Source organism: Shewanella sp. ECSMB14101, from assembly GCF_000773485.1.
GTDB lineage: Bacteria > Pseudomonadota > Gammaproteobacteria > Enterobacterales > Shewanellaceae > Shewanella > Shewanella marisflavi.
The window spans coordinates 41,255-65,881 of record NZ_JSFF01000011.1 but is presented as its reverse complement, the minus strand read 5'-3'; the positions used below and the strand labels follow the sequence as shown (position 1 = coordinate 65,881).

Here is a 24,627-nt window from a genome sequence, read left to right as displayed (position 1 = left end):
TCTGGACAGATGGACAAGTCATAGACGATGTGCTTGGTGGAATGTTGGGGTGGAGTAATTTGAATGAACAAGCTGATTTTAAGTACATTTTTAGGTATCTTGGCTGTACTCAATACTTTTAGTGCTAGTTCAATACCACAAAGCATACAGATTAATAAGTCTGGCGAGATTATAAATGGTGAGTTTTCAACATCATTTATGTCACCTGCTCTTGAAAAGTTTGTCATTTCGATCTCTATGGTTGATGATACGAATATTAGCAATATTCAGTTAATTATGCCGAGTGGAGTTGTCATTAATTCTGAGAATGCTTCAAATTACAATTGTAACTTTCTATTCTTTACCCCATTGACTCCGCAAGAACACTTAATTTCGTTAGAAAAGAGCCTTATCATAGAGCTCAATAATGTTACCTCAGGTAACTATGTCATTACAGGAAAGGCGAGTGGCTCTCAAACTCTTATCCCAATCAGTATAAAATTCCCTACATCAAAAATAAATGTCGCATTAACAGTTGGCGAGGTTGGTCCAAATAAAAAACCAATTAGCGTAGGAAATATGTTTCCTGTCGATGTGCAACTGTATGATGATGGCGTTCCACTGGCTACAGCCGAAGCCTCTTTTGAGTTTGTGAAAGATGGTGTTGTAGTCAGCAAGATTATAGCTGTAGATGATGGCTCTGGAATGGACTTCAAAGCCAGTGATGGGAGTTATCATGCTTTTTTCATCCCTGAGGTTGAGGGGGAGTACACTGTGCTTGTCAGAATTAATGGTACTAATTTAAACGGTGAGAGGTTTGAAGTCAGTGTTGACCAAAGCTTTAAATCTATACTCCCACAAGTATATATTACCGGCAGTGTTAATGAGATATTGGTCGACTTAGATAAAGATGGTTATATTGATGAACTCAGATTGGAGTTTGAGACTGCAGGCCCATTTCAATCGACAGGATTTTATTACAATAGGGTTACGTTAGAGACCGAAGATGGTACTAAAATTTTTGCAGGGAACAAAATGGATGCTACAAAAAATAAAATTTTTGTAACGTTTAAGGGGGAGAAACTAAGGAGCCTAGGATATTCAGGTAAATTTACAGTTTCAGATTTCTGGCTTGATTATGGTTATTTGAGGATTCAAGATAAAGATAATTTTTACACTACTTCATATTTTGAACAAGATTCCTGGGAACGAGACGATTTACTTTATTTAGGTAATGTGACATTCGAGCCCATTGACAGCGTGGATGGGCGTTTCATCGAAATGATTGACGTATCCTTTGATGTCGATACGCTTCCCGCAGCAGCAAAGTTTGGCTATTCGGCCACAATAACCACTGTCGGTGACGAGCATGTCGGAGTCTATGGCAATCCTGACATCGAACTGAAGAAAGGGATTAACAGAATTACATTCTCCATTCCTGCAGCTGATTTTGCAAAATTACAATCAAACACAGCATTGAAAATAAAACAATTAACCATGTATCCATTAATAAAGGGTGGCAATGTTATATCTAAAAGGAATGTGGCAACCAGTGCATTATATTCCTGTTGGGACTTTCGAGGCTGTTCAACGGCCGAGAATGCCATTCCCGTTGTGGTAGGCGATGAGGTCACTTCTACTGGAAAAGCCATGTATATACATGTAGCCCAAAATGAATATGACGGTGATTTGCTCAAGGTTAGCGATCAAAAGAAAGATAATCTTGGCACATTAACACAGTGGAGCATTCAGTTTGATTAAGTTAAGAATGTTAGAGGCGTTGTGTTCGCTATTATTCGGCGCTGCACTGTTTTACAGTGCAGCGCCCGGGGATACAGGTGTCTCTTTTTTCCCTATGTTGCTGGATTTGGAGCCGCTCTACATATGCTTTGCTATCTGGCTGATATTATCCGGTCTTGTCGCTTGGTATTTCGGGCCTGCTAAATGGCCGAATATGTTGATTTTTGGGGCCATAGGCATGCTGGCTGTAGTCGTGTTATATCCTGTTGAAAAAAGAGCCTATCAGCCCCCAAGCAAGATAGTTGCCGCCGCGACACAGTATTTGGATAACAACAATATCTTATATAGCGATTTCATAGCAGTTCCAAGGACTAGAAGCTTATTTGATCCATTTAGGCCTCATTATTGGGCTATTCGTGTTCACGCCGATAGAGTACCCAGTGAAGTAGAAACTGATGTTTCTTGGGATCTAGAAAAGTATGGGCGGTTTGAGGTGTCTGTTAGAGAATCATTTTGGGGTACTCTGGATATTAAAAGTGGAACATGGTCATCCGATCCCTCATATATTTGGCATAAGAAATAAGTCGCATAAATTATGGATACCATCCAACAACACTTCAACATCATTCAAGCCCGTCGCTAGAGCGCAAAAGAAATTAATCGGGCTAGCCATATGATATGTGGAGTCAGTGATATGTGGGGTCAGAGTATACTTTATTTGATTACCATATTTTTCCTCACCCCCAGCTTTAGAGTTCATGCTCTATCGCATTTCTAGCATGATTACTTTCGCCGTTAATGGGATTGGCGTTTGTTAAGGTGATTTGAAGGTCGTACCTTCATGGCAATCTAACGCCTGCCCGGCGAGGGATGTGCAGATACACCCGTGAGACGCCGTGAATAAATCCCTTTAGGCTCTACCGAAACATCCCTGTTTCGGAAGCTCACTGGCGTATCTACACTCAGTATCTAACGTCTCTTCGATTTGGCTTCATTTGTTACGAATAGCCATTTGGAACTGCTCATTCGCTAAGTAAGTGGAAAGTCGTACCTTCATCTCTATCAATTGCTGCCGCAGGTGCAGATACATTTGCTACACGCCGACTCTTTGTTTTAAAGGGAGTATCCATGGAGACTCGACGATGAAATCCCTGCCATCGACGTCCGGAAACGTATCTACACTTCGTTATCTATCTCTTCAAACTAGCGAAAATTGTAAAGACAAGAAGTTGTCACGATAAAAAAGCAATGTTAAGTTATGTTCGCTTTAATAAAAACTCTGCTATATGTGGCAGAAGTTCATTAGATATTCAGAGAATACTCTACAAGAGGTTTTTTCAAACATGGATGTACTAATCAATTTTGTAATTCCCATTCTAGGTTTATTACTAGCCATAGTTGGTGCATGGGATAAACTCGCATTTGCAGTTAAACATTACTCAAACAAAAGAATTGAAAATAAAATCAAGAAGATAGAGTGCGATCTAGAGCAACTGGAAAAATATAAAAAAGACCAAGCCATACTAACTGCATATCTTTTCAAACAAACTTTTTTATTAATCACTGTCGTTTTTTTTGCATCTTTGGTTAGCAAATTCCCTGAAACCAGCCTTGAGAGCCAAGCAGTAAATGTCTTACTATCTACTATTCTTTCTTGGTTCGCAGGTTTCTTTGCGGGCCGAGGTATAAGGGTGACAAACTTTGTCTTGAATTACTCAAAAATCAAAGAAAAACTAGAGAAAAAATTAGAAAAGTTGAATCCAGAGTCTCCCCTCCGACAAGTTAATACAGTGTAGAATCTAACTATAATATTGTTATCAATTAAAACGATCACAGTGAAAAACTAAATTTCAACCTTCTAGATTTTATACGTAAAGGAATACAAATGAACATTGTCACACCTACAATCATTCTTGAAGATAATGAATCCTTCGAACAAGATTTACTTGATCGAAGAAATTTTTGTCAATCTCTATTGAATTTAATATCTAAGTCAAGCGATGAACTTGTTATATCTCTCAACGGGGAGTGGGGAGTTGAAAAAACTACATTTGTAAAAATGTGGCAAGGTATGCTTACCCAAGACCAAGTGCCTAACATTTATATTGATGCTTTTGCGAATGACTATATAGATGATGCATTTATTTCCGTTGCTAGTGCAATTATGGCTTACATCGAAACAAATGCAGTAAAGCCAAATGACGAAAAGCTTAAAAATTTCAATAAAAAAGCAAGACAAGTCGGGGTTCAATTATTATCATGGACTGCTAAAGTAGGAATAAAAGCGGCTACATTGGGCGCGATAAAAGATAGCGATATAGAAGAACTAAAGGATATTAAATCTGACTTAGCCAAAGGGCTATCAACTGTCGTAGGTGACTTTGTCGGTGAAAGGCTTGCATCTCATAAACAAGATGTAGAGGTGCTTCAATCGTTTAAAAAGTTACTATCAGAGATGCCAAGCCTACTTAGTCAAGATGGGAACAAACCCTTTGTGATAATAATTGACGAACTCGATCGTTGTAAACCTACTTATGCTGTAGAGTTAATCGAAAAAATAAAACACCTATTTTCTGTAAAAAATGTGGTATTTATCCTTGTTATGCATAGGAAACAGCTTGAAGAAGCCGTCAAGTGTGTCTATGGTTCCAATATAGATGCGCATACCTATCTTCAAAAATTTATTAACATCGAAACCTCAATTCCAAAAAAATCAGGTAATCTTCGCGACACAGATATCGCACGATATAATAGAAGGCTTTTCGATTTACATCAGATAGAAACATGGGGTGATAACAGCCATCTAGTTGAATCAATAGAGGCGCTAGCGAAACACTTCGATTTATCACTACGCCAACTAGAGCGTGTCTACACATACCTAGCTGTTTTTTACGCTTCTTCAGCACAAAATCAATTTAGACTTGTCCCAATAATTTCTTTCCTAGCTGTTATAAAAGTGATTAAACCTGACTTATACGAGGCTCTTTCACATCAAAAATTAACCTACGAAGAACTCTGCAACAAGACTGAACTGTCGGAATATCTACAAGAAGATAACTACATAAGAAAGCTAAAGTTTATTGCGATGTGGCTTAAGTTCTCTCTTATAACAAAAGAACAATTTGCTCAACTAGAAGAGAATGATCGAATAATACATTTTGATCAGTCATTGTGGGCATATAACTTAGAAAGAGAGCAAATAATTCCATTCTTTATCAATAAATTGAACATGTTTAACGTGACTTAAAAATAAATAATAGGTATCCCTACGTTATATAAACCTTTAACGACAATGGGGCAAATGTTAGCCCCTTCTTCATCGCTTATATTCTACATCTAAATTCAACTATTCAGACCATTCACTCCACCCAGGTGTAGGTGTCGAGGGCGAGGATTTGTAGTTCGACGCTTTGGTGTAGTCGTAGTGGCGTCTTACCAGCCTCATTAATCCCTTCGCCCTGTCCTGCGCCTAGGGCGACGTAGAAGGGCATCAGGTGTTCTATGCTGGGGTGGTTGAACCGGGCGTGTGGGGCCTGGCGCTCGACATCCAGCAGCGCGGGCAGATCTCCTTGGGAAAGCTTATCGGCGATCCAATTCACGAAGCTCTGCATCTTCTCCACCTTTTGTGGGTCGCCGGGTCGGCGAAACAGCTCACCTAGGTTGTGGCTGATGCCACCCGAACCCAGTACCAATATGCCTTCGGCGCGCAAGGATTTTATCGCCTGCCCCAGACGGTAGTGATAGCTCGCGCCCCGGCGGCTGTCGATAGAGACCAGCACCAGTGGGATATCCGCTTCGGGATAGAGGCGACAGAGCGGCGTCCAGAGGCCGTGGTCCCAACCAAGCTGGTCATCTAACTCGGCGTCAACCCCGGCGGTCTGCAGAAGATCCGCGATCTTAGCGGCCAGCTTGGGCGCGCCTGGGGCGGGATAGTTCACCCGGTAGAGGGCGTCGGGAAAGCCGTAGAAGTCATGCACTGTGCGCGGGGCCTCGCCAGATGCGATACGCACCTTGCCACTGAAATCCGTGTGGGCCGAGAACACCAGCATCGCCTTAGGTCTTGGCAGTAGCTGGCCCAGTTCGGCGAGAAACGCGGCATTATCGCTATCATCCAGGGCAAGCATGGGCGAACCGTGGGAGACAAACAGGCTCGGCATGAGCCCGGCAGTGGTTGCAGTCTCTATGGTTGCAGCATTTAGCTGCTCACTCACCTCAGGGGAGATCTGTCTTAAGCTCTTACTTGCGCTCATATTTGTACTCATGTTTGCACTCATGCTTGGTCTCACTTTTAAACTCTTTTCTGAACTCATAAGCTAACCTGGGGGCCGACAGGCACTATGCCCGCTGGATTCAGGGCCTTGATCGAATAATAACCCTGCTTGATATGCTCGAAATTGACCGTGGCTGCGATGCCATCGAGGGTATAAATGCGCTGCAGATAGGCCTGCAGGTGCGGCTTCTGGGCGATCAGCTCACGGTTACACTTGAACAGACCATAGTAGGCGACATCGAAGCGCACTAAGGTCACAAAGGCGCGAATATCCGACTCGGTCAGTTGCTCGCCGAGCAAGTAGGGGCGACCATCGCTCAGGGTCTGCTCCAGTTCATCGAGCAGGCTAAAGACGCCTTGGTAAGCTTCTTCGTAGGCAAACTGACTGGTGGCAAAGCCCGCCTTGTAGACACCATTGTTGAGCTGATGATAGAGACGCTCATTCAGGCTATCGATAGCTTGATGTAAATCCTGTGGATAGAGGTCTAACGCCGGATTTAATGCCGAGTCGGTAAGATGATCGCATGCGCTGTTCAACATACGTATGATGTCTGCCGACTCATTATTCACTATGACCTGGCGCTGCTTATCCCAGAGCACGGGCACGGTCGCCCTACCGGTAAATTGTGGGTCCACCTGGGTATAGAGCTGATGCAGATACTTGTGGCCATTGAGGCTGTCACCGTGCTCTAGGTTAGTGTCGTCTCCACCTACTTTACTGTCTGACGCCCCGCCAAACTGCCAGCCCTGCTCCGAAAGCACGGGGTTGACCACGCTGACGCTGATAAAGTCAGTTAATCCCTTAAGCGCTCTCACCATCAGGGTACGTGAGGCCCAGGGGCAGATATAAGCGACATAGAGATGATAGCGACCCGCCTCCGCCTTGAAACCGCCCTCACCCGTAGGGCCAGCCTTGCCATCCGGGGTGATCCAGTTGCGAAAACTACTGCTCTGGCGTACAAATCGTCCCTGCTTATCTTGCGCCTGCACAGGTTGCCAGGCCTCAGCCCATTGACCATTAACTAACATGGATGGCTCCTTAGCTCTTATTCAACAAGGATTGAGTTGAATCTATTAGGCAAAAGGCATCAAAATCTATGCTTGGTTCCTGATGCCTAATATGTGTTGCTTAGTCTGTGATGCTTAGTCTGTGATGCTTAGCCTTTAAGACGCGCTGTCAGTATGGCATCGACCGAGTAGCGTCCGCCGCCCTGCAGCGCCAGTGATAAAGAAGCCGCCAGTAGAATCAAGGCAAACTCATAGCCGTTGTTAGAGACAAACAGGCCGTTACCCAGATGCACCGTCATGGCGACCGCCATAGTGAATGCCGCCAGCGCAGCAGCCGGTCGAGTGAGTAATCCCAGTACCAACGCCAGACCACCAAAGAACTCGGCGCTACCCGCCAATAGAGCCATGAGATAACCTGGTTCAAAGCCGACGCTTGCCATCCACTGTCCTGTACCTTCCAGGCCGTAACCCCCAAACCAACCGAAAAGTTTCTGGGCGCCATGGGCGGCCAGGATAAGCCCTAAGGGCAGGCGCAGTACCAAAGGGGCCAGTCCTGCATCGCTGTTAAGTAGTTTGATTAAGGTTTGCTTGTTCATAATGATCTCCTCAAAGATATTTGGTTTGCAGCCTTTCGCTTGGATTAGGTATAAGCCATTGGCCATTCGCTGCCGATGAGGTAAATGTAGCTCTCAACGTTAAATTGATAAACATCGCTATCATTTAATAATTAGCAACAAAATAGCGATAATAAGTAGAGATGCCAGATAAGGCTTAGAGACTAAAGCTTAGAGACTAAAGCTTAGAGATTAAGGCCTAGAGATTAAGGCTCAGAGACTAAGGCCGGGGGAACTGGGGCTTATAAACCTGGGCTTAGGGCTTGAGCACAAGAGAGCTGGCTAAAGCGAGAAAGCTGGCCAGAGCGAGAAAGCTGATTAGCGCCAGCTAGTCGTCTATAGCATCCCAGTATGGGGTCTTACCATAGTATTGGCTCAGGGCGTCGACAAAACAACGCACCTTGCTGGCGAGAAACTTACGGTGCACATAGACGGCGTATAGGCCAAAGGGCTCAGGGGCGTAGTCGGTCAAAATTGCCTTGAGTTGACCACGTCGGAATGCCTTACTCACGAGAAAAGTGGGCTGCACCACTATGCCGCGGCCCGCAATAGCCGCCTCTACCAGCATGTCACCATTATTACAGGCAAAATCGCTTGGGATCTTGAGCGCAGAGAAATGCTCGCCAAACCGACCGAAAGCCGCGCCCAGATCTGAGTAGCTAAAATGCAGATAGTTGTGATGGACAAGATCCGCCGAGGTCTTGGGCTCACCACGCTCGGCCAGATATGCTGGCGAGGCGCAGACAACTAGCTTGATCGGGGTGAGCTTCTTGGCGATCAGCGAGGAGTTTGAGAGCTGACCGATGCGCAGCGCCACATCGACGCCATCTTCCAACAGATCCACCTTTTTGTCGGTCAGGGTGATATCTAACTTAACATCAGGATGTTGCTGCTGAAATTTCACGAGTGCGCTTGGCAGGTGATGGATGCCAAAGGACATGGGCGCGCTGACCTTTAGCAAACCCGAGGCCGTCTCGCTAAGGTTGGTCAAGGCATTGTCCATCTCTTCGATATCGATAAGCACCTGCTGACAGCGCTCGAAATAAGCCCTACCCGCCTCGGTCACATTGACCCGTCGGGTGGTGCGATTAAGCAGGCGCACCTTAAGATGCTCCTCAAGCTGAGACACATATTTACTGACCAACTGAGAGGAGAGCCCAAGCCTGTCGGCCGCCTTGGTAAAGGAACCCTCCTGCACCACTGCCGTAAAGGCCTTCATAGTATCAATTCTATCCACCGCCCGCTCCTCAATTAGTCAGCTTATGTTGATAATCAGAGATAAAATAGTCCATTTACCAAAATAAAAGAAGGTAATTTAAAATAAGTAAAACAATCAGTATAAGCTGTGCACGCCGTTGTCAGCCCTTAAAAACTGGGCTAAACCTATAACAGATGCATACCAAGATAAGCAGGAGACAAAGATGGATTACCACTTAACTCAGCTAAGCGGCGATATACTTGTGGGAATAGTTAACGAGCAGCTCAGGCTGAACTGCCAGGATAAACAGGAACTCTTTTACCAGTTAGATATTCCCAAAGAGCAACTGGAGCAGAAGTTGGCCGCATCAGGCTTTGAATATGACCCCATCAGCAACCAATACCGCGCCTGCAGATAAAGGCTTTCACAGCAATTATCTGCCACGATAGCAACTCTTGGGGCCTCCGAGCCCCTGCTCTTAATGAAGCAACTCCCCGACTGCGCTTGTGCCCTACAACAGAGCACTCATTAACCTTGGCCGTACTGAGTTGCAAAGTTGCATTAATGGGTATGCACTCAGGCTTTTGCTTAGGCCCTTGCTTTAGATGAGCGCGGTTTAGCCGTTCCTCTAGCATTGCCCTTGGAGGCTGTTTTAGCGCTTCCCTTAGCCGCGCCGCTATTCTTGCCGCTCGTATTGCCTTTGCCACCTGCTGTGCTGCCACGGCGATTTCCATAACCGCGCTTCTTAAACTGGCTCTTAGGCGCCTCGACCCCTTGTAAGGCCTTGGGCAGCTGGGCACCCGCCTGCATGATAAGTCCATTAAGCGACTCAATAAGCGGCGCCATGAAGGTTAAATATTTCGCCTCTTTACGGCTGATGGCATCTAGGTGACTCTCCCACAGCGCCGTCATATCTGGCGTTGTTGCCGACTCTGGCAGGCTGTTGATGAGTCCACGACCGACCGCGGTGGAGACAATAGATTTCCCCTGACGCGCCAAGAAGCCGCGCTTAAACAGAAGCTCGATGATCCCAGCGCGAGTCGCCTCTGTACCCAGGCCATCAGTTTCTTTTAGGATCTTGCGGATCTCAGCATTAGTGACATAGCGGCTGATCCCCGTCATGGCGCTGAGCAGAGTCGCATCGGTGAAAGCCTTAGGTGGCTGGGTCTGCTTCTCGATAAGCTCTCCCAGCCCCGAATGCAGCGCCTGTCCCTTATGCAGCGGTGGTAACTGCGCCAGCCCCTCTTCACCTTCACTCTCTGCTTTGTCATCGCTACGCTTGGGAAACAGCTGCTTCCAGCCAAGGGCGATCTCTTGTTTTGCCTTGGTATGAAAATGCCCCCCGGCGATCTCCACCTCGACCTGGGTCTCATGATAACGATAGACAGGATAAAACTGCGCCAGGTATTGGCGGGCCAGTTGCAGATAGATTTGCCGCTCGGCCTGACTTAGGGCGCTCAGGTTAGCCACCTTCTCGGTCGGTACTATGGCGTGGTGAGCGTCCACCTTGGCATCATTCCAGGCCTTGGAGACTATCTTAGGGTCTGGCGCATCACGCTGGGCCGTAAGCTCGCCCGCGCCCTTGAGCACGGCGCCTATCACGCCAGGGGCTAAGGCCAATTGCTCCTTGGGCAGATAGCGGCTGTCGGAGCGCGGATAGGTGATCAGCTTATGTTTCTCATACAGAGACTGACAGGTATCGAGCACCGCCTTGGCACTCATACCAAAACGCTTGGCCGCATCAATCTGCAGCGACGACAGATTATAGGGCAGCGGCTGCCCCTGCTGTTTATCTTTTGCCTTTAGGTTGCTCACCACTGCCGCCTGCTCGGTTATCCGCCCCACCACATTTTCCGCAAGACGCCGCGACAACACCCGTCCCTCTTCGTCCATATAGGGCTGGCAGGCCTCACTGGGTTGCCACTTGGCCTTAAAGTGAGCCTGTTCTTGAGTATAGAGATTGGCGAGCACCTCATAGAAAGGCTTACTGACAAAGTTTTCAATCGCCTCATCACGGCGCACAACTAAACCGAGCAGCGGCGTCTGCACCCGGCCGACAGAGAGCACGCCCTGATAGCCCACCTTTCGCCCCTGTAACGTATAAGCGCGGGTCATATTCATGCCATAGAGCCAATCGGCGCGGGAACGCGCCAGGGCCGAGGTCGACAGAGGGATAAACTCGCGGTTGCTGCGAAGCTGCCCCAAGGCACGTTTCACCGCCTGGGGGTTGAGATCGCTTACCAGCAGACGCTGGGTCTGATTGAGCTTATCCCCTTTTACGCCCAGATAAGCGATCACCTCATCCACCAGCAATTGACCTTCTCGATCAGGATCACCGGCATTGACCAATTGGCTCGCCTGCTTAACAAGCTTTCGCAGTACACTGAGCTGGCCCCGGGTCTTGCTCTTGGGAGTCATCTTCCACTGCTGTGGCACAATAGGCAGGTGCTCGAACGACCAGGACTTAAAGGCAGGATCATAACTATCGGGCTCGGCCTGCTCTAACAGGTGGCCGATGCACCAGGAAACTGTGTCGCCATTGGCCGCGGTGATATATCCCTCCCCCTTCTTGAGGGGCTTAGGTAACACATCGGCGATCGCCCGACCTAAGCTGGGTTTCTCTGCTATGTAAAGGATCATGTTGGCACCAATTACTGTATAAATTAACAGTAACTTTAAACCACTCGCGCCGTCGGCGCAAATGTAAGAAGCCAATCTGATGCTTACGTGTAAATTTAGTTGAGAACTATTCTCATTAAAGAGTAGCCTAAGGTTAATTCACGGAGGCTAATATGCACACACGACTCAAGACCCCCTACCGACCCGACCGCTTGCTGAGCTACGCTATGCTAATGGCGACGGCATTGGTCCTGCTTTTGATGCCATACTCGCAAGTGACTTGGCATGCCGCTCCCCTGCCACTATTTAGCCTGCTGCTTCTGCTAAGCTGCGCCGTAACCTTGCTGGCAATCGCTCGGCGTAGCAGAGTGCATCGCCCGGCGCTTACCCTGCTCTTTAGCATTTGGTTACTGGTATGGTTCAGCCAGGGACTGCTGCTTCCCTTATCATTTCGCAGTGGCTAGCCAATGCACTCTTCGACTCACGAGATATGATTCTAACGATACAAATTAAAAAGGCGCCTCATAAGAGACGCCTAGCTAGCCTAAAAGCTTAGAGGATCAACTTAGGTTTTTAACTTGCCCAGCTGCTGATGCTGCTGCTCAACTAAAGCCGCCAGACTGGCACTGCTTTGCTGCGCCTCATCGGCCAGACGTGCCAGCTCAGAAGCGGAATCGGAAATACCCGTGATATTACGATTAACCTCCTCCGTCACCGCGCTCTGCTCCTCTGCAGCCGTCGCAATATGCGTCACCTGACCTGAGACCTCCTGAATTTGACTCACGATAGTGTTGAGTGAACTCAAGGCCGACTCGGTTTGCGCCACTGCGCGTTGTGCACCATCTACCCCTTGGTCGATGATTTGTGAGGCACTGGTGACCTCTCGCTGCAATGACTCGATTAACTTACTAATCTCATCGGTCGAACTCTGCGTCTTAGACGCTAGCGCCCGCACCTCATCGGCCACCACGGCAAAACCCCGTCCTTGCTCTCCGGCGCGGGCCGCCTCGATGGCGGCATTGAGGGCCAGCAGGTTAGTCTGCTCGGCAATGGCGCTAATCACCTCAAGGATCTTGCTGATATTGGTGCTGCTTTCCGCCACCTTACCTACGGCCTCCTTAGCCAACAGCGATTCTTGGGACATTTGGGTCACATACCCCATGGCCTGACTCAGGCTGTCTTCGCCGGCTTTGACATTAAGGCTCATCGCCTCTGTTTCCGAGGCCGTCTGCTCAGATGCCTTAGCCACCTCAAGCGCGGTGGCACTCATCTGATTCACTGCGGTTACCACGCTCTCGATATCACTGTATTGACGATTAACACTGTCATGGGTCTGCTGAGCAATATCTGCCGCCACCTGACTTTCGGCCTGTGAGCGCGATGCCAAATCTTTCAGCTCACTGATCAATAACCTGAGCTTAGTAATAAACCCATTGATGCCGCCGCCTAAGGCGATAAGCTCGGCGTGAGATTCAACCGTCACCTGCTGAGTCAAATCCCCCTCGGCACTGGCGAGGTTCTCAACCCGGCTCTGAATCACTTTAAGAGGTGCGATTATCGAGCGAATCACCACACTAATGGTCACTATGGCGATCACAGATACTACGGCGCCGACCATCAGCAACAGGCTTCCCAGAGAACTTGCCATAGCAGACATAGAAGCGTCCATGGCATTAGCGGCCTGGTAGGCATCTTCCTTATCCACTTCAATCACCAGAGACCACTGCGCCTCAGCAAGTGGAATGTCGATAGGAAACGCCACAACAATACTTTTCTCCTGCTCAAGATAGCCTCCCTGACGGTGCAGCCCAGTCAACTGTGAGGCTAACTGAGACGAGATAGACTCAGACAAGGGCCGCGCCTTCTTATCATAATGACTAGCCGCGACGACCAAGCCCTGCTGACTAAGCAGCGTCACTTTGGCCTTGCCTTGATAGAGACTGGCCGATAACTCATCGATCAGTTTCTGAAACACTGGCAGGTTAACATCCACACCAATCACACCACGAAAACTCCCGTCTACCACCACAGGCACAGTGAGCGAAGTCATCAGAGCATTATTGCCAGGGCTAATTTCGTACAGGTAGGGCTCCATTAAGCAGGGGCGTTTTTTATCTCTGGCACACAGATACCACTCGGCTTCGCGTACACCAAACTCGTTAAGGGTATCGACATATTTTTCTTGCGCATCATCCACCTGCTGGTGCTCGACGCTGCCATCGCTATTACGGGTGTAATAGATCTCCAGCGACCCCGTCTCGGGTACGCTGTGGCTGACATTGCCGGTATATTCATCATCACGGCCATCATAACCATTGCGATCGAACTGGGCGTACATGGAGGAGAGCTGGCTATTCTTTTTCAGCACACCAGTCACCGCCTCTTCGACTCCATTACGAGAGAGGGGCTGAGAGCTAGCGCTCTGCTCCATCATGCCGGCAAAAGAATAGGGGATCCGATAAGCCTCGTTGATAAAACCCGCCACTCGTTCACCGTACTCACTGGCTCTGGCACTTAGACGCTGCCGCGTCTCGTTATGTAGGGTGCTTTGCACCTGCTGCGCCAGCTGCGCATTCTTATCACTTAAGGACCACCAGAGGCTAAAAGAGAGAATGGCAACGATGATCAAAAACAGTGCAGAGGTGATCCAAAGCAACTTAGTACTGATGGACAATTGTTTCATTTATCACTCCTAAGGGTGGCTACAGGCATGAGGCGATGCATGTTCAATTATTAAAAATAGCACTAAAGCATTAAAACACCATGCTATCAGGCATTTAATTAGGGCTACAGAGGGAGTGACTTAGCAAAATGTACCATAAAAAAAACCGACCCTTTGGGTCGGTTTTTTACTCACACCAGTGCTATCCCCTATGGGTGACAGACGTTGTGCAATTCCAGGTTGGTACCGATATCCTTGATGCGGTTGGCCTTGGCATCATCGTTACGTAGCTGGGTTAAATGATCCAGATAGGCTTGGTCAACATCGTTGGTGATGTAGTTGCCATCAAACACCGAAGTTTCAAAACGCTTAATATCTGGGTTTTGCTGACGGACGGCTTCGATCAGATCTTCTAGATCTTGGAAGATAATACCATCGGCACCAATCAGCTTATTGATCTCATCGGCGTCGCGACCATGGGCGATCAGTTCGCTCGAAGTCGGCATGTCGATGCCATAGACGTTAGGGAAGCGGATCTCAGGGGCTGCAGAGGCGAAATACACCTTCTTGGCACCGGCTTCACGTGCCATCTCGATGATCTGCTCAGAAGTGGTACCGCGCACAATAGAGTCATCCACCAGCAGCACATTCTTACCCTTAAATTCGGCGTTAATGGCGTTAAGCTTGCGGCGTACTGACTTCTTACGCTCCTGCTGACCAGGCATAATGAAGGTACGCCCGATATAACGGTTCTTCACGAAGCCCTGACGGTATGGCAAGTCAAGATTACGGGCGATCTCAAGGGCGATATCGCAAGAAGTTTCAGGAATAGGGATCACCACGTCAATATCGTGATCTTCCCACTCTTTCTTAATCTTTTCACCCAACATGGTACCCATGTTCACACGGCTACCATAGACTGACACCTTATCGATAGTCGAGTCAGGGCGGGCAAAGTAAACGTATTCGAAGATACAAGGTGAATAGCTAGGCGACTTGGCGCACTGGCGGGTATAGAGTTGGCCATCGAGTGAGATATAGATAGCTTCACCTGGCGCGACATCACGCATTGTCTCAAAGCCGACGGCATCGAGTGCGACACTCTCAGAGGCCACCATATATTCGGTGCCCTGCTCTGTCTCATGCTTACCCAGTACCAGAGGACGAATGCCGTAAGGATCGCGAAACGCTACCAGGCCTTGACCGATAATCATTGCCGCCACAGCATAAGCACCACGAGTCACATCGTGTACCTTAGTGACCGCCTCAAATACCTCATCGGCAGTCAGGAACTGACTATTGGTGTGTTGCAATTCATCTGCTAACAGGTTGAGCAGAACCTCAGAATCAGAGGTCGTATTAACGTGACGGCGCTGCTTCAGCAGGCGTTCGTGCAACGCAACCGTATTGGTCAGGTTACCGTTATGAGCCAAAGATATACCAAATGGCGAGTTAACATAGAAAGGCTGTGCCTCTGAAGCACTTGAGCTACCCGCAGTTGGGTAACGTACGTGACCTATGCCCGCAGAGCCTTGCAGACGCTGCATATGCTTAGGTTCAAAAACGTCTCTTACCAGACCATTGGCCTTACGCAATCTAAACGCATTACCATCTACGGTGACAATACCCGCAGCGTCCTGGCCACGATGCTGTAGCACAGTAAGTGCATCATAGATTGTCTGATTAACCGATGATCGGCCAACTATTCCGACGATACCACACATGGGTAGGTTTCCTCATTTTAAGATGTTCTGATAATTATTATGTTCGCCTTTGCTCTGGACAGAGGCGTTAATCCGCTTAAGATTGTTATATTTTGGGTACAAAGCTTGAGGTGTTTTCCACATAGTCAAAAAACCATTGGATAACCACTCCGAATTCGGGAACCAGCTGCGAGCTGGCCCACCAATCTGTTTTGGGCGCGCCGGTAAACGCATCCAAGAAAAAGAGTATCGCGCTGACGATCAAGGCGCCGCGCAAGGCACCGAAACAAAGGCCCAGCACTCTGTCTGTGCCCGACAGGCCAGTCTTGGCCACTAACTGGCCGATAAGATAATTAACCAAAGCGCCGAGGATAAGAGTTGAGACAAAGAGGATAGCGATGGCAATGCCATTGCGCACAAACTCATCTTTCATCTGGGTCAGGTAGACGGCAAGGTCTTCATAAAACTGACTTGCAACAAAGAAGGCTGCAAACCAGACCACGAGTGACATAGCCTCTTTAACGAAACCACGAAGTAGACTAATTAAAGTCGAGATTGCGATAACCGCAATAATGGCATAATCGATCCAAACCATTGAATAAGGTGATCCAGCATTAGCATTAAGACGGCGGGATTTTACCAGAGACTGAAGACATTCTCACCCCCTAGCCTGATTTAAAATTGATTTAGTTTATCCGCAATTACGGACACTGAATTCTGAACTCAATCCACCTCTCCTTAACCTTAGAATAAAAAAGCCCAGGCAATTGCCTGGGCTTAGTATCTCACATCGGGACCACTATAGCAGCGGACTATAGCAGCGGGTTATAGTCGACCACAGCCGATTTAAGACCGGTAAACTTATCCAGCTTGGTCTGCAGTTTCTGCAATTTCGCCTTAGAGATATCCGGACCCACAAATACCTTGGTCAACTGACCATCAACAGGTTTTTTCGGCACTGTATAGGCTCGGTAACCTTGGTCTCGCAAACGTTTCACTAGGGCATTAACGTTAGCGGCATTCTTAAAGCTGCCCAGCTGAAGCGTGTAGGCTGAGCTAGCGACTGCTGGCTCACTGGTCGCTTTGCTATCCTGCTTTACCGCTTCAGTCTTACTTGGCTCATTTTTGCTTAAAGCTGAATTGCTGGCCTCAGGGTTACTTGAGCCAGAATCACCAGGCTTGGCCGAAGAGGTGCTGCCGCTTGCCGTAGTGCTATCAGTCTCTGATGCCGGCAAGTTCTGATTAAATTGCTCTTCCTGCTCACTGAGATCGATAGGCTCGAATGACTGCAGGGCATTGCTGTCAGATTCAAACTGAGGACGCAAAGGGATCTCGGCAAACTGCTCTTCCTGATGCTGTTTCTTACCGTCTAAGATATCGGGCAGAAAAATGACCCCCAGAGCCACTAATACTATGATGCCGACTAAACGGTTTTGAAACTGGCTCGATATCTTCTCTTGTTTGACTTCTACTTCATCCACCTGCATTCACCCAAGGTCCAATTGCTTAAACTCAGCCACAGTGTAAAAGGAGCCAAACACAATTACCACATCGGATTGGTTAATCTCCTGTTTTAACGCCTGATAAGCATGGCGAACCGATGAAAAAGCCATGGCTTGCTTGCCCTCTCCTAGGTAACTTAGAAGATCTTCAGCCTTGGCGCTGCGTTCGCAGTCAAGATCCGTCAGATACCAGGCATGCACCTGTTCATCGAGCAGACCGAGCACGGCGCGGCAATCCTTATCCTTTAACATGCCGCACAGAGCGAAGATCCGCTGGCCGTCATAGGCCTTAAGCCGCTGCGAGAGATAGCGCGCCGCATGGGGATTATGGGCAACATCTAAGATGATCTTAGGCTGCTCACTGACCACTTCGAGCCGCCCGCTCAATCTGGCACGGTTCAAACCTGAATCGATTGCGCCGCGCGGCAACTCGGTCTCTAATAGGCTCACTACGGCAACCGCTGTCGCGGCGTTAGCAAGTGGTAGCGTAGGCAGTGGCAGATCGGGGAGTGATAGGTTGCCCAGCACTGCTTCGTTGGCGCTAAAGCACCAGTCGGACTCAGTGACCTGGTAGCTGAACTCATGATTCACCCGCACCATTTGGGCACCAATAGCATGGGCGTATTCAACCACTGTCTCGGGAAGGTCCGGCTCCCCTATCACCACAGGGCGAGCAGTACGCATTATTCCAGCCTTTTCACGCCCCACCAGCTCCCGGGTGTCACCGAGGTATTCCTGATGGTCAAGATCGATAGCTGTGATCACCGCGATATCGGCATCTATGATGTTAGTGGCATCGAGTCGTCCACCCAGACCCACTTCAAGCAGCACAAGATCCAGCTTTGCCTGTTTAAACAGGTAGAGGCCCGCTAAGGTGGCATATTCAAAAAAGGTCAGAGAGGTGGCGCCGCGCGCCGCATCGATGGCGCAAAACGCCTCAATAAGCGCCTCGTCGCTGGCATCAACCCCATTGATACGCACACGCTCATTGTATTTAAGCATGTGGGGAGAGCTGTATACCCCCACTCGTTGACCCGCCTGCGTCATGATGGCTTCTATCATGGCGCAAGTGGTTCCCTTGCCGTTAGTGCCGGCAACGGTGACCACCTTGGTACTGCCAAGGCTCTCCAGTCCCATGGTTTTGGCCACCGCCGAGACACGGCCAAGGCCCATATCGATTTCGGTAGGATGAATAGCCAGCAGGTGTGCCAGCCAAGTGTCGAGGCTTGATTGTGCATTGGGTACAGGCGTCATAGCGATATTGGTCTAATTCTTAGGTTTCAATTCAGGGTTAATCGAGCATAAACAGCGGGCCCAGGGCCAGCTTAGGTAAGGCATACTGCTCAGGATAGGTCACATCCACCAGATACAGGCCATTAGGCTTAGCCGTTGCCGCCGCCTTAGTGCGATCTTTTAATGCCAGCAGTTCTTCAATCCAGCTCACAGGTTGACGGCCATAGCCCACCTCAAGCAGGGAGCCGACAATATTACGTACCATGTGATGCAAGAAGGCATTGGCTTTGATATCGACGCAGATATACATCCCCTGACGCGTCACATTGACCTCGTGAACACAGCGAAACGGGGTGTTGGATTGACATTGAATGGCACGAAAGCTGGTAAAATCCTGCTCGCCCAGCAGATACTGAGCCGCCTCATGCATCTTGGTTTCATCAATCAGCCCCGGATAATGACTCACCCCAGAGCGGAGGATCCCCGGACGGAACTGATGGTTATAGATCATGTAACGGTAACGACGGGCGGTGGCGGTGAAACGGGCATGAAACTCATCGTCCACCTCCTTGGCCCAACGCACGGCAATATCATCGGGCAAGTTAACGTTAACACCTAAGGTCCAGGCACTCTCTTTACGCACGGCGCTAGTCTCAAAATGGATCACCTGCCCCGTGGCGTGCACACCGGCATCTGTGCGTCCGGCGCATTGAATCGAAATGGGTTCGTTGGCAACAAAAGAGAGCGCTCTCTCGAGCTGGGCTTGTACCGAATCGACTTCGGCCTGACGTTGCCAGCCAAAATAACGGCTGCCATCATATTCGATACCTAATGCTACGCGCATGAAATACCTGTCCTCATGGTTTATTAAAATTTCACTAGGCGGCGGATTCTAGCATAGTGTCACGCCGAACTGGATAGCTAACTGTATCAAGCTGCGACATAAAAAAACGGTGCCTGAGCACCGTTTTTATACCGAACGCTAGACCTTAAAGATCATCAAGCAGTTTCTTGGCTTCCGCCTGCTGGCGATCGTTTCCGTCTAGCTCGACCTCTTTCAGCAGGGCCTTAGCACTGTCCATATCATCGATTTCGATATAGGCACGCGCCAGATCCAATTTGGCATTGACGGCGTTCTCTTCATCGTCAACATCCACCATAGTGGCGTTGCCCATCAGATTATCCAGCTCGCCCATATCCACATCCAGCTCTTTATACTGGTCGACATCGAGTTGCTCTTCATCGGCCTCATTGAGCAGTCTATCGATATCGATAAAACCATTATCCTGTTGGAATGCGGTAAGATCGTGCTCAGGAACGGCTCTCGACGGGCGCTTCTTCTCGGCCGCATCGAGGGCCGCCAATGCCTGATCAACCGTTAGGCTATCGTCATCATCAAGCTGCAAAGCGATACTATCATCGTCATCATCGAGAGACTCATCTGCACTCGGTTCCGCACCGGTTAAAGCAGACGCATCCCACTCAAGCATATTGTCGTTGCTACGCTTGTTGCCTTTCAAATCATCGAAGAAACCTGACTCGCCCTTATCGGACTTGGGCGTATCCTCGCTCTCTTCAGCCGACTCGAGATCGGCCAGCAAGGCATCAAGATCCACCGCTTCATCGTCTTTATCTGCATCGCCCTTATCGGCAGGCGCTTCATCAAGCTCAAAGGCTAAAGGTTCAAGAGTCGATGTTTTGACCTCTTCCTGCTCTGGCTCCTCGAGGGCAACCTCACTAGGCTCAACGGCTTCCTCTGCGGCCTCTAACGAGGGCGCGTCATCTTGAGGCGTTTCTTCTTGGGGAGCCTGTTCTTCGGACGAGTCATCCTCGACCGCTGTTGCTTGTGGTTCAAATTCGGCAAGTAGCGCGTCCAGATCCGCCTCTGCGGTTTCATCACCGCCTTCATCGAGCTCTGCAGCCAGCTGACGCGCTATCTCCTCGGCGTCCTCATCTTGAGCAGTCGCTTCTTGCTCTTCTTTAGCGGATTCTGACGCTTCTTCGGTATCAAACCCAGCTAACAAGGCATCGAGATCGGTATCATCAACAAGCTGCTCATCACCTTTATCTTCGATAGCGCTCTCAAGCTCTTGGGCTATTTCATCGGCAAGCGTCTCGTCTTCTGTTGGAACCTCAAGTGACGGCGCTTCTTCGGCTAGCGCCTCTGGTTCCTCCTCTGGCGTGACCTTTGGCTCGTCGGCAGGCAGATCAAACTCAGCCAGCAGCGCATCAAGATCTTCCTCTTTAGGTTCATCGGCGCTTGTCTCTGCCTGTTCGAACTCAGCTAACAAGTCATCAAGATCGGTTTCGGTCTGTGCCGATTCATCAGCCGCAGCCTTCGGCGCTTCAACCGGTTCCTCTGCGGGTGCATCAAGCTCGGCAAGCAAGCTGTCCAAATCATCTTCTTGAGGAGCCTGAGCCTCTTCTTGCTCCTGCTCTCCCATCGCCTCGGCCCAAAGATCGTCCAGAGATTGACCTTCATCTTCGATAGGTGACATCACCTGCTCATCGCCGGCATCCACCACCATATCGGCAGCGCTATCGAGCGGTGCAGCCTCGTCACTTAGGTCAGCCTCAGGCTTAAGTGCATTGTCATCGACCTTCATCAATGAATCGAGGGAGTCAGCCTCATCGTCATTATCAAGACGTATCGCCATAAGCTCTTCGCTAGCTTCTGGCGCAGGCGCTTTTGGTGCATCATCGACTGGCGGCGTGATGGGCGCAGCTTGCTCTTGCTCTACCGCTTCATTTTTACTATTGCGGCGCTTGAGCCCTAACCAGACCAATACGAGCAGCAGCAACGCCGGAATGGCAGCGGCCAGCCCGATATAGAGTGGGTTGCTCATCATGGTGCGCCAGCTGTCATCAGGTTCTTTCGGCGTGACAGGCTGAGTGGCGGCGACCAGCTGCTGACGTAGCTGTTCGACTTCGCTATTAAGCTGCGCTTTCTGCTCTTTTTGGATCAGCAGCGCCTCTTCTAACTCGGCGATACGCGCGCTCTGTTCATCTATCTTGCTTTGCAGCATCTCGGTATCGTTATTACCCAGATTCAGCTGATCCTGAGCCCTTGCCAGCTCATCGGTCAGCGACAGATTCTTGGCCTGCTCGCTTTCCAGCTTGGCTGTGAGCTCTTCAATCTGTTTTTGCTGCTCGACACTGACCTTCAACACAGGTTGGCTGCTTGGCTGTGGCTCTGATGGTGATTCTGCCTGAGGCTCTACCTTTGCCTCGGTTTGCGGCGCGGGAATAGGCCTAGCTGCAACCGTTTGTGGTTTCTGGCGCCAGCCTTTGTCGTTATTTTGTGCCTGCTGTTTCGCCAGACTCTTAGGAATCGCCTGCATCACCTCTTTAGAGGGGATAAGCAGAATCATGCCTTTCTCTAGGCTGTTGTAGTTATCACTGGAAAAGGCGTGAGGGTTGGCTTCATAGATAGCCGCCATCACCTGATACACTGTCACACTGGAATCGGGACGAGTCTTCTGAGCAATGCTCCAAAAGGTATCAGACGCAGTCGTCGGTCCGTATTGGCGCAGAGTCTGGCGGGTTTCGCCATCAGGACCTGTAATATTAAGGGGTTCAGCAGCAGATAAAAAACCCGATGTCGACGAGAGAACAAGCAGTGCGCTGGCTAGCAGACCAGCAAGATGCGATGTGCGAAAGTTCATCAATTCTTCCCTTTCAAGCGATGATTAACTGCCATTTGGCAGCATGCTTTAGGCAATTGTATTTATTGAGATTACTATAAACCAGATTTAGGTGGCCTGCTACTGTTCACATTTCAAAAACAAGTGATAACACAAAAAAAGCCTGCATGATGCAGGCTTTTTCTACAGTTACTCATCCTATTGATGGGATCAGTAATAATCTCTAATCAAAACTTCAGCGATCTGCACGCTGTTTAACGCCGCGCCTTTTCTAATATTATCAGAGACTACCCAAAGGTTTATACCGTTAGGGTGAGAGATATCTTCACGCACACGCCCCACATAAACCGGATCTGTACCTGCCGCCTCGGTCACTGCAGTTGGGTACTCTTCGTTAGACTCAAACAGCTCTACACCTGGAGCGTTATGCAACACAGCTTTAACATCATCTGCACTCGCCGACTGCACCGTTTCGATATGTACGGCTTCCGAGTGACCGTAGAACACAGGCACACGCACCGCCGTTGGGTTAACGACTATCTGATCGTCGCCAAAGATCTTCTGCGTTTCCCACACCATCTTCATCTCTTCTTTGGTGTAGCCGTTATCCATAAACTTGTCGATCTGCGGCAGCACATTGAAGGCGATCTGCTTAGGGTAAGCCTTTGGTTCCACTGGCAGACCTTGTAGCAGCTTAGCGCACTGATTGGCCAGCTCTTCGATCGCCTGCTTGCCTGAACCCGATACCGACTGATAGGTCGCCACATTGATGCGAGAGATCCCAAAGGCATCATAGATAGGCTTTAGGGCCACCAGCATCTGAATGGTTGAACAGTTAGGGTTGGCAATAATATTGCGGTTACGGAAATCGGCGATTGCCTGAGGGTTAACCTCGGGAACCACTAGAGGAATATCGATGTCGTAACGGAAATGTGAGGTGTTGTCGATCACAACACAACCATGCTCTGCTGCAATGGGCGCCCACTTGGCCGATACGTCACCGCCAGCAGAGAAGAATCCCAACTGCGCCTGAGACCAATCGAAGCTTTCCACGTCTAAAATTTCGACCTGTTTACCATGGAAAGTTACCGTATCGCCCGCACTACGACTACTGGCTAAAGGGTACAAATTCGCAACGGGAAAGTTGCGTTCTTCGAGGATCTCAATCATTGTTTGACCCACGGCTCCCGATGCACCTAAAACGACTACGTTAAATTCCTGCGACATAATTACAGACCGACTCCTGAAAAACCTAATTCGAGCAACCAATCTACATCAGAACCCGCGTTATTGGCTAGCATTAACGCACTAAATTCACGCCGATGTTTGTGATTTTTTCTCATCTGGTCGAAGCCCTTGTCGTTTTGGAATCGCTGACGAAACAGTTCATCGTCATCACGCAGGTCGTAAACCAGACGCACTAGGCTAAGCAGCGCCTTTTCATCGGGCACAGACAGGGGCGACAATTGATGGCTCCACAATGGCGGCAACAGACTGGTGAGGGACTTGTCGGCCTCTCTGCCAAGGCGTGCCATTAAGGCCTGATACAACATAAAGGTACCGCGGGCCTTACCTTCTAGGCTATAGCCCGCAATGTGCGGTGTGGCGATCTCAACTAATGGCACGAGTTCGTCCATGGGATGGGGCTCACCTTCCCACACATCCAGCACCAACTTGAGATCATCCCGCAGCTTTTTCACCTCGATAAGAGCTCGGTTGTCGATCACCTCGCCGCGGCAGCAGTTCAGCAGCCAGCAGCCATCTGCGAGCGACTTAAGGCGCACCTCATCGAAAAGATAATATGTCGGATGATCGCCATCACGGGTCAAAGGCACATGCAAAGAGATCACATCACAGCGCTCAACGAGTTCATCTAAAGAGACAAACTCGCGCCCATCGCCCGCTTCTTCAAGCAGGGGATCGTTGAGCAAGGTTTTGACCCCATAGGCCGCAAGGCACTTTTGCAGCGCCGTACCCGTGTTACCCGCGCCAACGATGCCGACGGTTTTCCCCTTGAGCTGGGTATTAAAGCGTCTGGCCAGTTCGAGCATGGCATTGAAGGCGTACTCGCCAACAGCCACAGCGTTGCAGCCCGGCGCATTGGTACAAAAGATGCCGCGCTGTTTGAGATAGTCTAAGTCCAGATGATCCATGCCAATGGTGGCACTGCCGACAAAGGTCAATCGCTCGCAGTCCTGTAGCAATGACTTATTCACCTTGGTGACCGAGCGTACCAGCAGGACATCAGCCTCTTTTACCTGATCTGCGGTCAAGGTACGGCCATCGACACGCTCCACCTCGCCAAGATCTGCAAACAGGGCTTCGACATAGGGCATGTTTTCATCGGCTAAAATTTTCATCGACTTCTCATCATGATTTACTTTCGGGCTATTTTGCCCCAAATCCCAGATACAAAAAAGGAGCCCTAGGGCTCCTTCTCGTTAATGTTTGCATC

Annotated in this window: 20 protein-coding genes; 6 read left to right on the top strand and 14 right to left on the bottom strand. The window is 49.3% G+C overall.

Annotation, left to right across the window (positions count from 1 at the left end):
- Positions 1 to 63 precede the first annotated feature (63 nt).
- The 4 genes from NY07_RS09910 (at position 64) to NY07_RS09895 (ending at position 4,966) form a co-directional block, all read left to right on the top strand.
- Positions 64 to 1,740, top strand: coding sequence for a choice-of-anchor X domain-containing protein (locus NY07_RS09910; RefSeq protein WP_181404209.1), 1,677 nt, complete (start codon positions 64 to 66; stop codon positions 1,738 to 1,740).
- Positions 1,733 to 2,302, top strand: coding sequence for a hypothetical protein (locus NY07_RS09905; protein WP_033539193.1), 570 nt, complete (start codon positions 1,733 to 1,735; stop codon positions 2,300 to 2,302). The genes NY07_RS09910 and NY07_RS09905 overlap by 8 nt, the downstream gene beginning before the upstream one ends.
- Before the next feature lie 760 nt (positions 2,303 to 3,062).
- Positions 3,063 to 3,515, top strand: coding sequence for a hypothetical protein (locus NY07_RS09900; RefSeq protein ID WP_140946884.1), 453 nt, complete (start codon positions 3,063 to 3,065; stop codon positions 3,513 to 3,515).
- Between the two features lie 89 nt (positions 3,516 to 3,604).
- Positions 3,605 to 4,966 carry a KAP family P-loop NTPase fold protein gene (locus NY07_RS09895; RefSeq protein ID WP_033539191.1) on the top strand — a complete coding sequence of 454 codons (1,362 nt, stop codon included), beginning with the start codon at positions 3,605 to 3,607 and terminating at the stop codon, positions 4,964 to 4,966.
- A 112-nt stretch (positions 4,967 to 5,078) separates the two neighbouring features.
- Here the strand turns inward: NY07_RS09895 and NY07_RS09890 are convergent, their stop codons facing one another.
- The 4 genes from NY07_RS09890 to NY07_RS09875 form a co-directional block, all read right to left on the bottom strand.
- Positions 5,079 to 5,969, bottom strand: coding sequence for a DODA-type extradiol aromatic ring-opening family dioxygenase (locus tag NY07_RS09890; protein ID WP_235363915.1), 891 nt, complete (start codon positions 5,967 to 5,969; stop codon positions 5,079 to 5,081).
- A 56-nt stretch (positions 5,970 to 6,025) separates the two neighbouring features.
- A complete protein-coding gene (locus NY07_RS09885) occupies positions 6,026 to 7,018 on the bottom strand; it encodes a glutathione S-transferase family protein (RefSeq protein WP_033539190.1) in 993 nt (330 codons plus the stop codon).
- A gap of 128 nt (positions 7,019 to 7,146) precedes the next feature.
- Positions 7,147 to 7,593, bottom strand: a complete 447-nt coding sequence (locus tag NY07_RS09880; RefSeq protein ID WP_033539270.1) for a DoxX family protein — start codon at positions 7,591 to 7,593, stop codon at positions 7,147 to 7,149.
- Between the two features lie 346 nt (positions 7,594 to 7,939).
- The gene (locus NY07_RS09875; protein WP_033539189.1) at positions 7,940 to 8,848 is read right to left on the bottom strand and encodes a LysR family transcriptional regulator; all 909 of its coding nucleotides are present in this window, start codon (positions 8,846 to 8,848) and stop codon (positions 7,940 to 7,942) included.
- A 184-nt stretch (positions 8,849 to 9,032) separates the two neighbouring features.
- Between NY07_RS09875 and NY07_RS09870 the strand changes: the two genes are divergently transcribed.
- Complete coding sequence (locus NY07_RS09870) at positions 9,033 to 9,227, top strand: DUF4250 domain-containing protein (protein WP_033539188.1); 195 nt, start codon at positions 9,033 to 9,035, stop codon at positions 9,225 to 9,227.
- 170 nt (positions 9,228 to 9,397) lie between these two features.
- On the opposite strand, the gene NY07_RS09865 is transcribed toward NY07_RS09870, so the two are convergent.
- Positions 9,398 to 11,449, bottom strand: coding sequence for a DNA topoisomerase III (locus NY07_RS09865; protein WP_033539187.1), 2,052 nt, complete (start codon positions 11,447 to 11,449; stop codon positions 9,398 to 9,400).
- A gap of 152 nt (positions 11,450 to 11,601) precedes the next feature.
- On the opposite strand from NY07_RS09865, the gene NY07_RS09860 reads away from it, so the two are divergent.
- Positions 11,602 to 11,892, top strand: coding sequence for a hypothetical protein (locus tag NY07_RS09860; protein WP_033539186.1), 291 nt, complete (start codon positions 11,602 to 11,604; stop codon positions 11,890 to 11,892).
- Between the two features lie 101 nt (positions 11,893 to 11,993).
- Here the strand turns inward: NY07_RS09860 and NY07_RS09855 are convergent, their stop codons facing one another.
- The 9 genes from NY07_RS09855 to NY07_RS09815 all read right to left on the bottom strand — a co-directional run bounded on the left by NY07_RS09855 (position 11,994) and on the right by NY07_RS09815 (position 24,532).
- A complete protein-coding gene (locus tag NY07_RS09855) occupies positions 11,994 to 14,111 on the bottom strand; it encodes a methyl-accepting chemotaxis protein (protein WP_033539185.1) in 2,118 nt (705 codons plus the stop codon).
- A gap of 188 nt (positions 14,112 to 14,299) precedes the next feature.
- The gene (purF, locus tag NY07_RS09850; RefSeq protein WP_033539184.1) at positions 14,300 to 15,814 is read right to left on the bottom strand and encodes an amidophosphoribosyltransferase; all 1,515 of its coding nucleotides are present in this window, start codon (positions 15,812 to 15,814) and stop codon (positions 14,300 to 14,302) included.
- Positions 15,815 to 15,899: 85 nt separating this feature from the next.
- Positions 15,900 to 16,388 (bottom strand): CvpA family protein, encoded by a 489-nt coding sequence (locus NY07_RS09845; protein ID WP_033539183.1) that lies wholly within the window; start codon positions 16,386 to 16,388, stop codon positions 15,900 to 15,902.
- Between the two features lie 217 nt (positions 16,389 to 16,605).
- The gene (gene dedD, locus NY07_RS09840) at positions 16,606 to 17,244 is read right to left on the bottom strand and encodes a cell division protein DedD (protein WP_033539269.1); all 639 of its coding nucleotides are present in this window, start codon (positions 17,242 to 17,244) and stop codon (positions 16,606 to 16,608) included.
- 36 nt (positions 17,245 to 17,280) lie between these two features.
- The gene (gene folC, locus NY07_RS09835) at positions 17,281 to 18,549 is read right to left on the bottom strand and encodes a bifunctional tetrahydrofolate synthase/dihydrofolate synthase (RefSeq protein ID WP_033539182.1); all 1,269 of its coding nucleotides are present in this window, start codon (positions 18,547 to 18,549) and stop codon (positions 17,281 to 17,283) included.
- Positions 18,550 to 18,586: 37 nt separating this feature from the next.
- On the bottom strand, positions 18,587 to 19,372 hold the full coding sequence (gene truA, locus NY07_RS09830) for a tRNA pseudouridine(38-40) synthase TruA (protein ID WP_033539181.1): 786 nt from the start codon (positions 19,370 to 19,372) through the stop codon (positions 18,587 to 18,589).
- Positions 19,373 to 19,517: 145 nt separating this feature from the next.
- Positions 19,518 to 22,193: a FimV/HubP family polar landmark protein gene (locus NY07_RS09825; protein WP_033539180.1), complete on the bottom strand. Its 2,676-nt coding sequence runs from the start codon at positions 22,191 to 22,193 to the stop codon at positions 19,518 to 19,520.
- A 189-nt stretch (positions 22,194 to 22,382) separates the two neighbouring features.
- Complete coding sequence (locus tag NY07_RS09820; RefSeq protein WP_033539179.1) at positions 22,383 to 23,399, bottom strand: aspartate-semialdehyde dehydrogenase; 1,017 nt, start codon at positions 23,397 to 23,399, stop codon at positions 22,383 to 22,385.
- A 2-nt stretch (positions 23,400 to 23,401) separates the two neighbouring features.
- Positions 23,402 to 24,532, bottom strand: coding sequence for a 4-phosphoerythronate dehydrogenase (locus NY07_RS09815; RefSeq protein WP_033539178.1), 1,131 nt, complete (start codon positions 24,530 to 24,532; stop codon positions 23,402 to 23,404).
- Between the last annotated feature and the right edge of the window lie 95 nt (positions 24,533 to 24,627).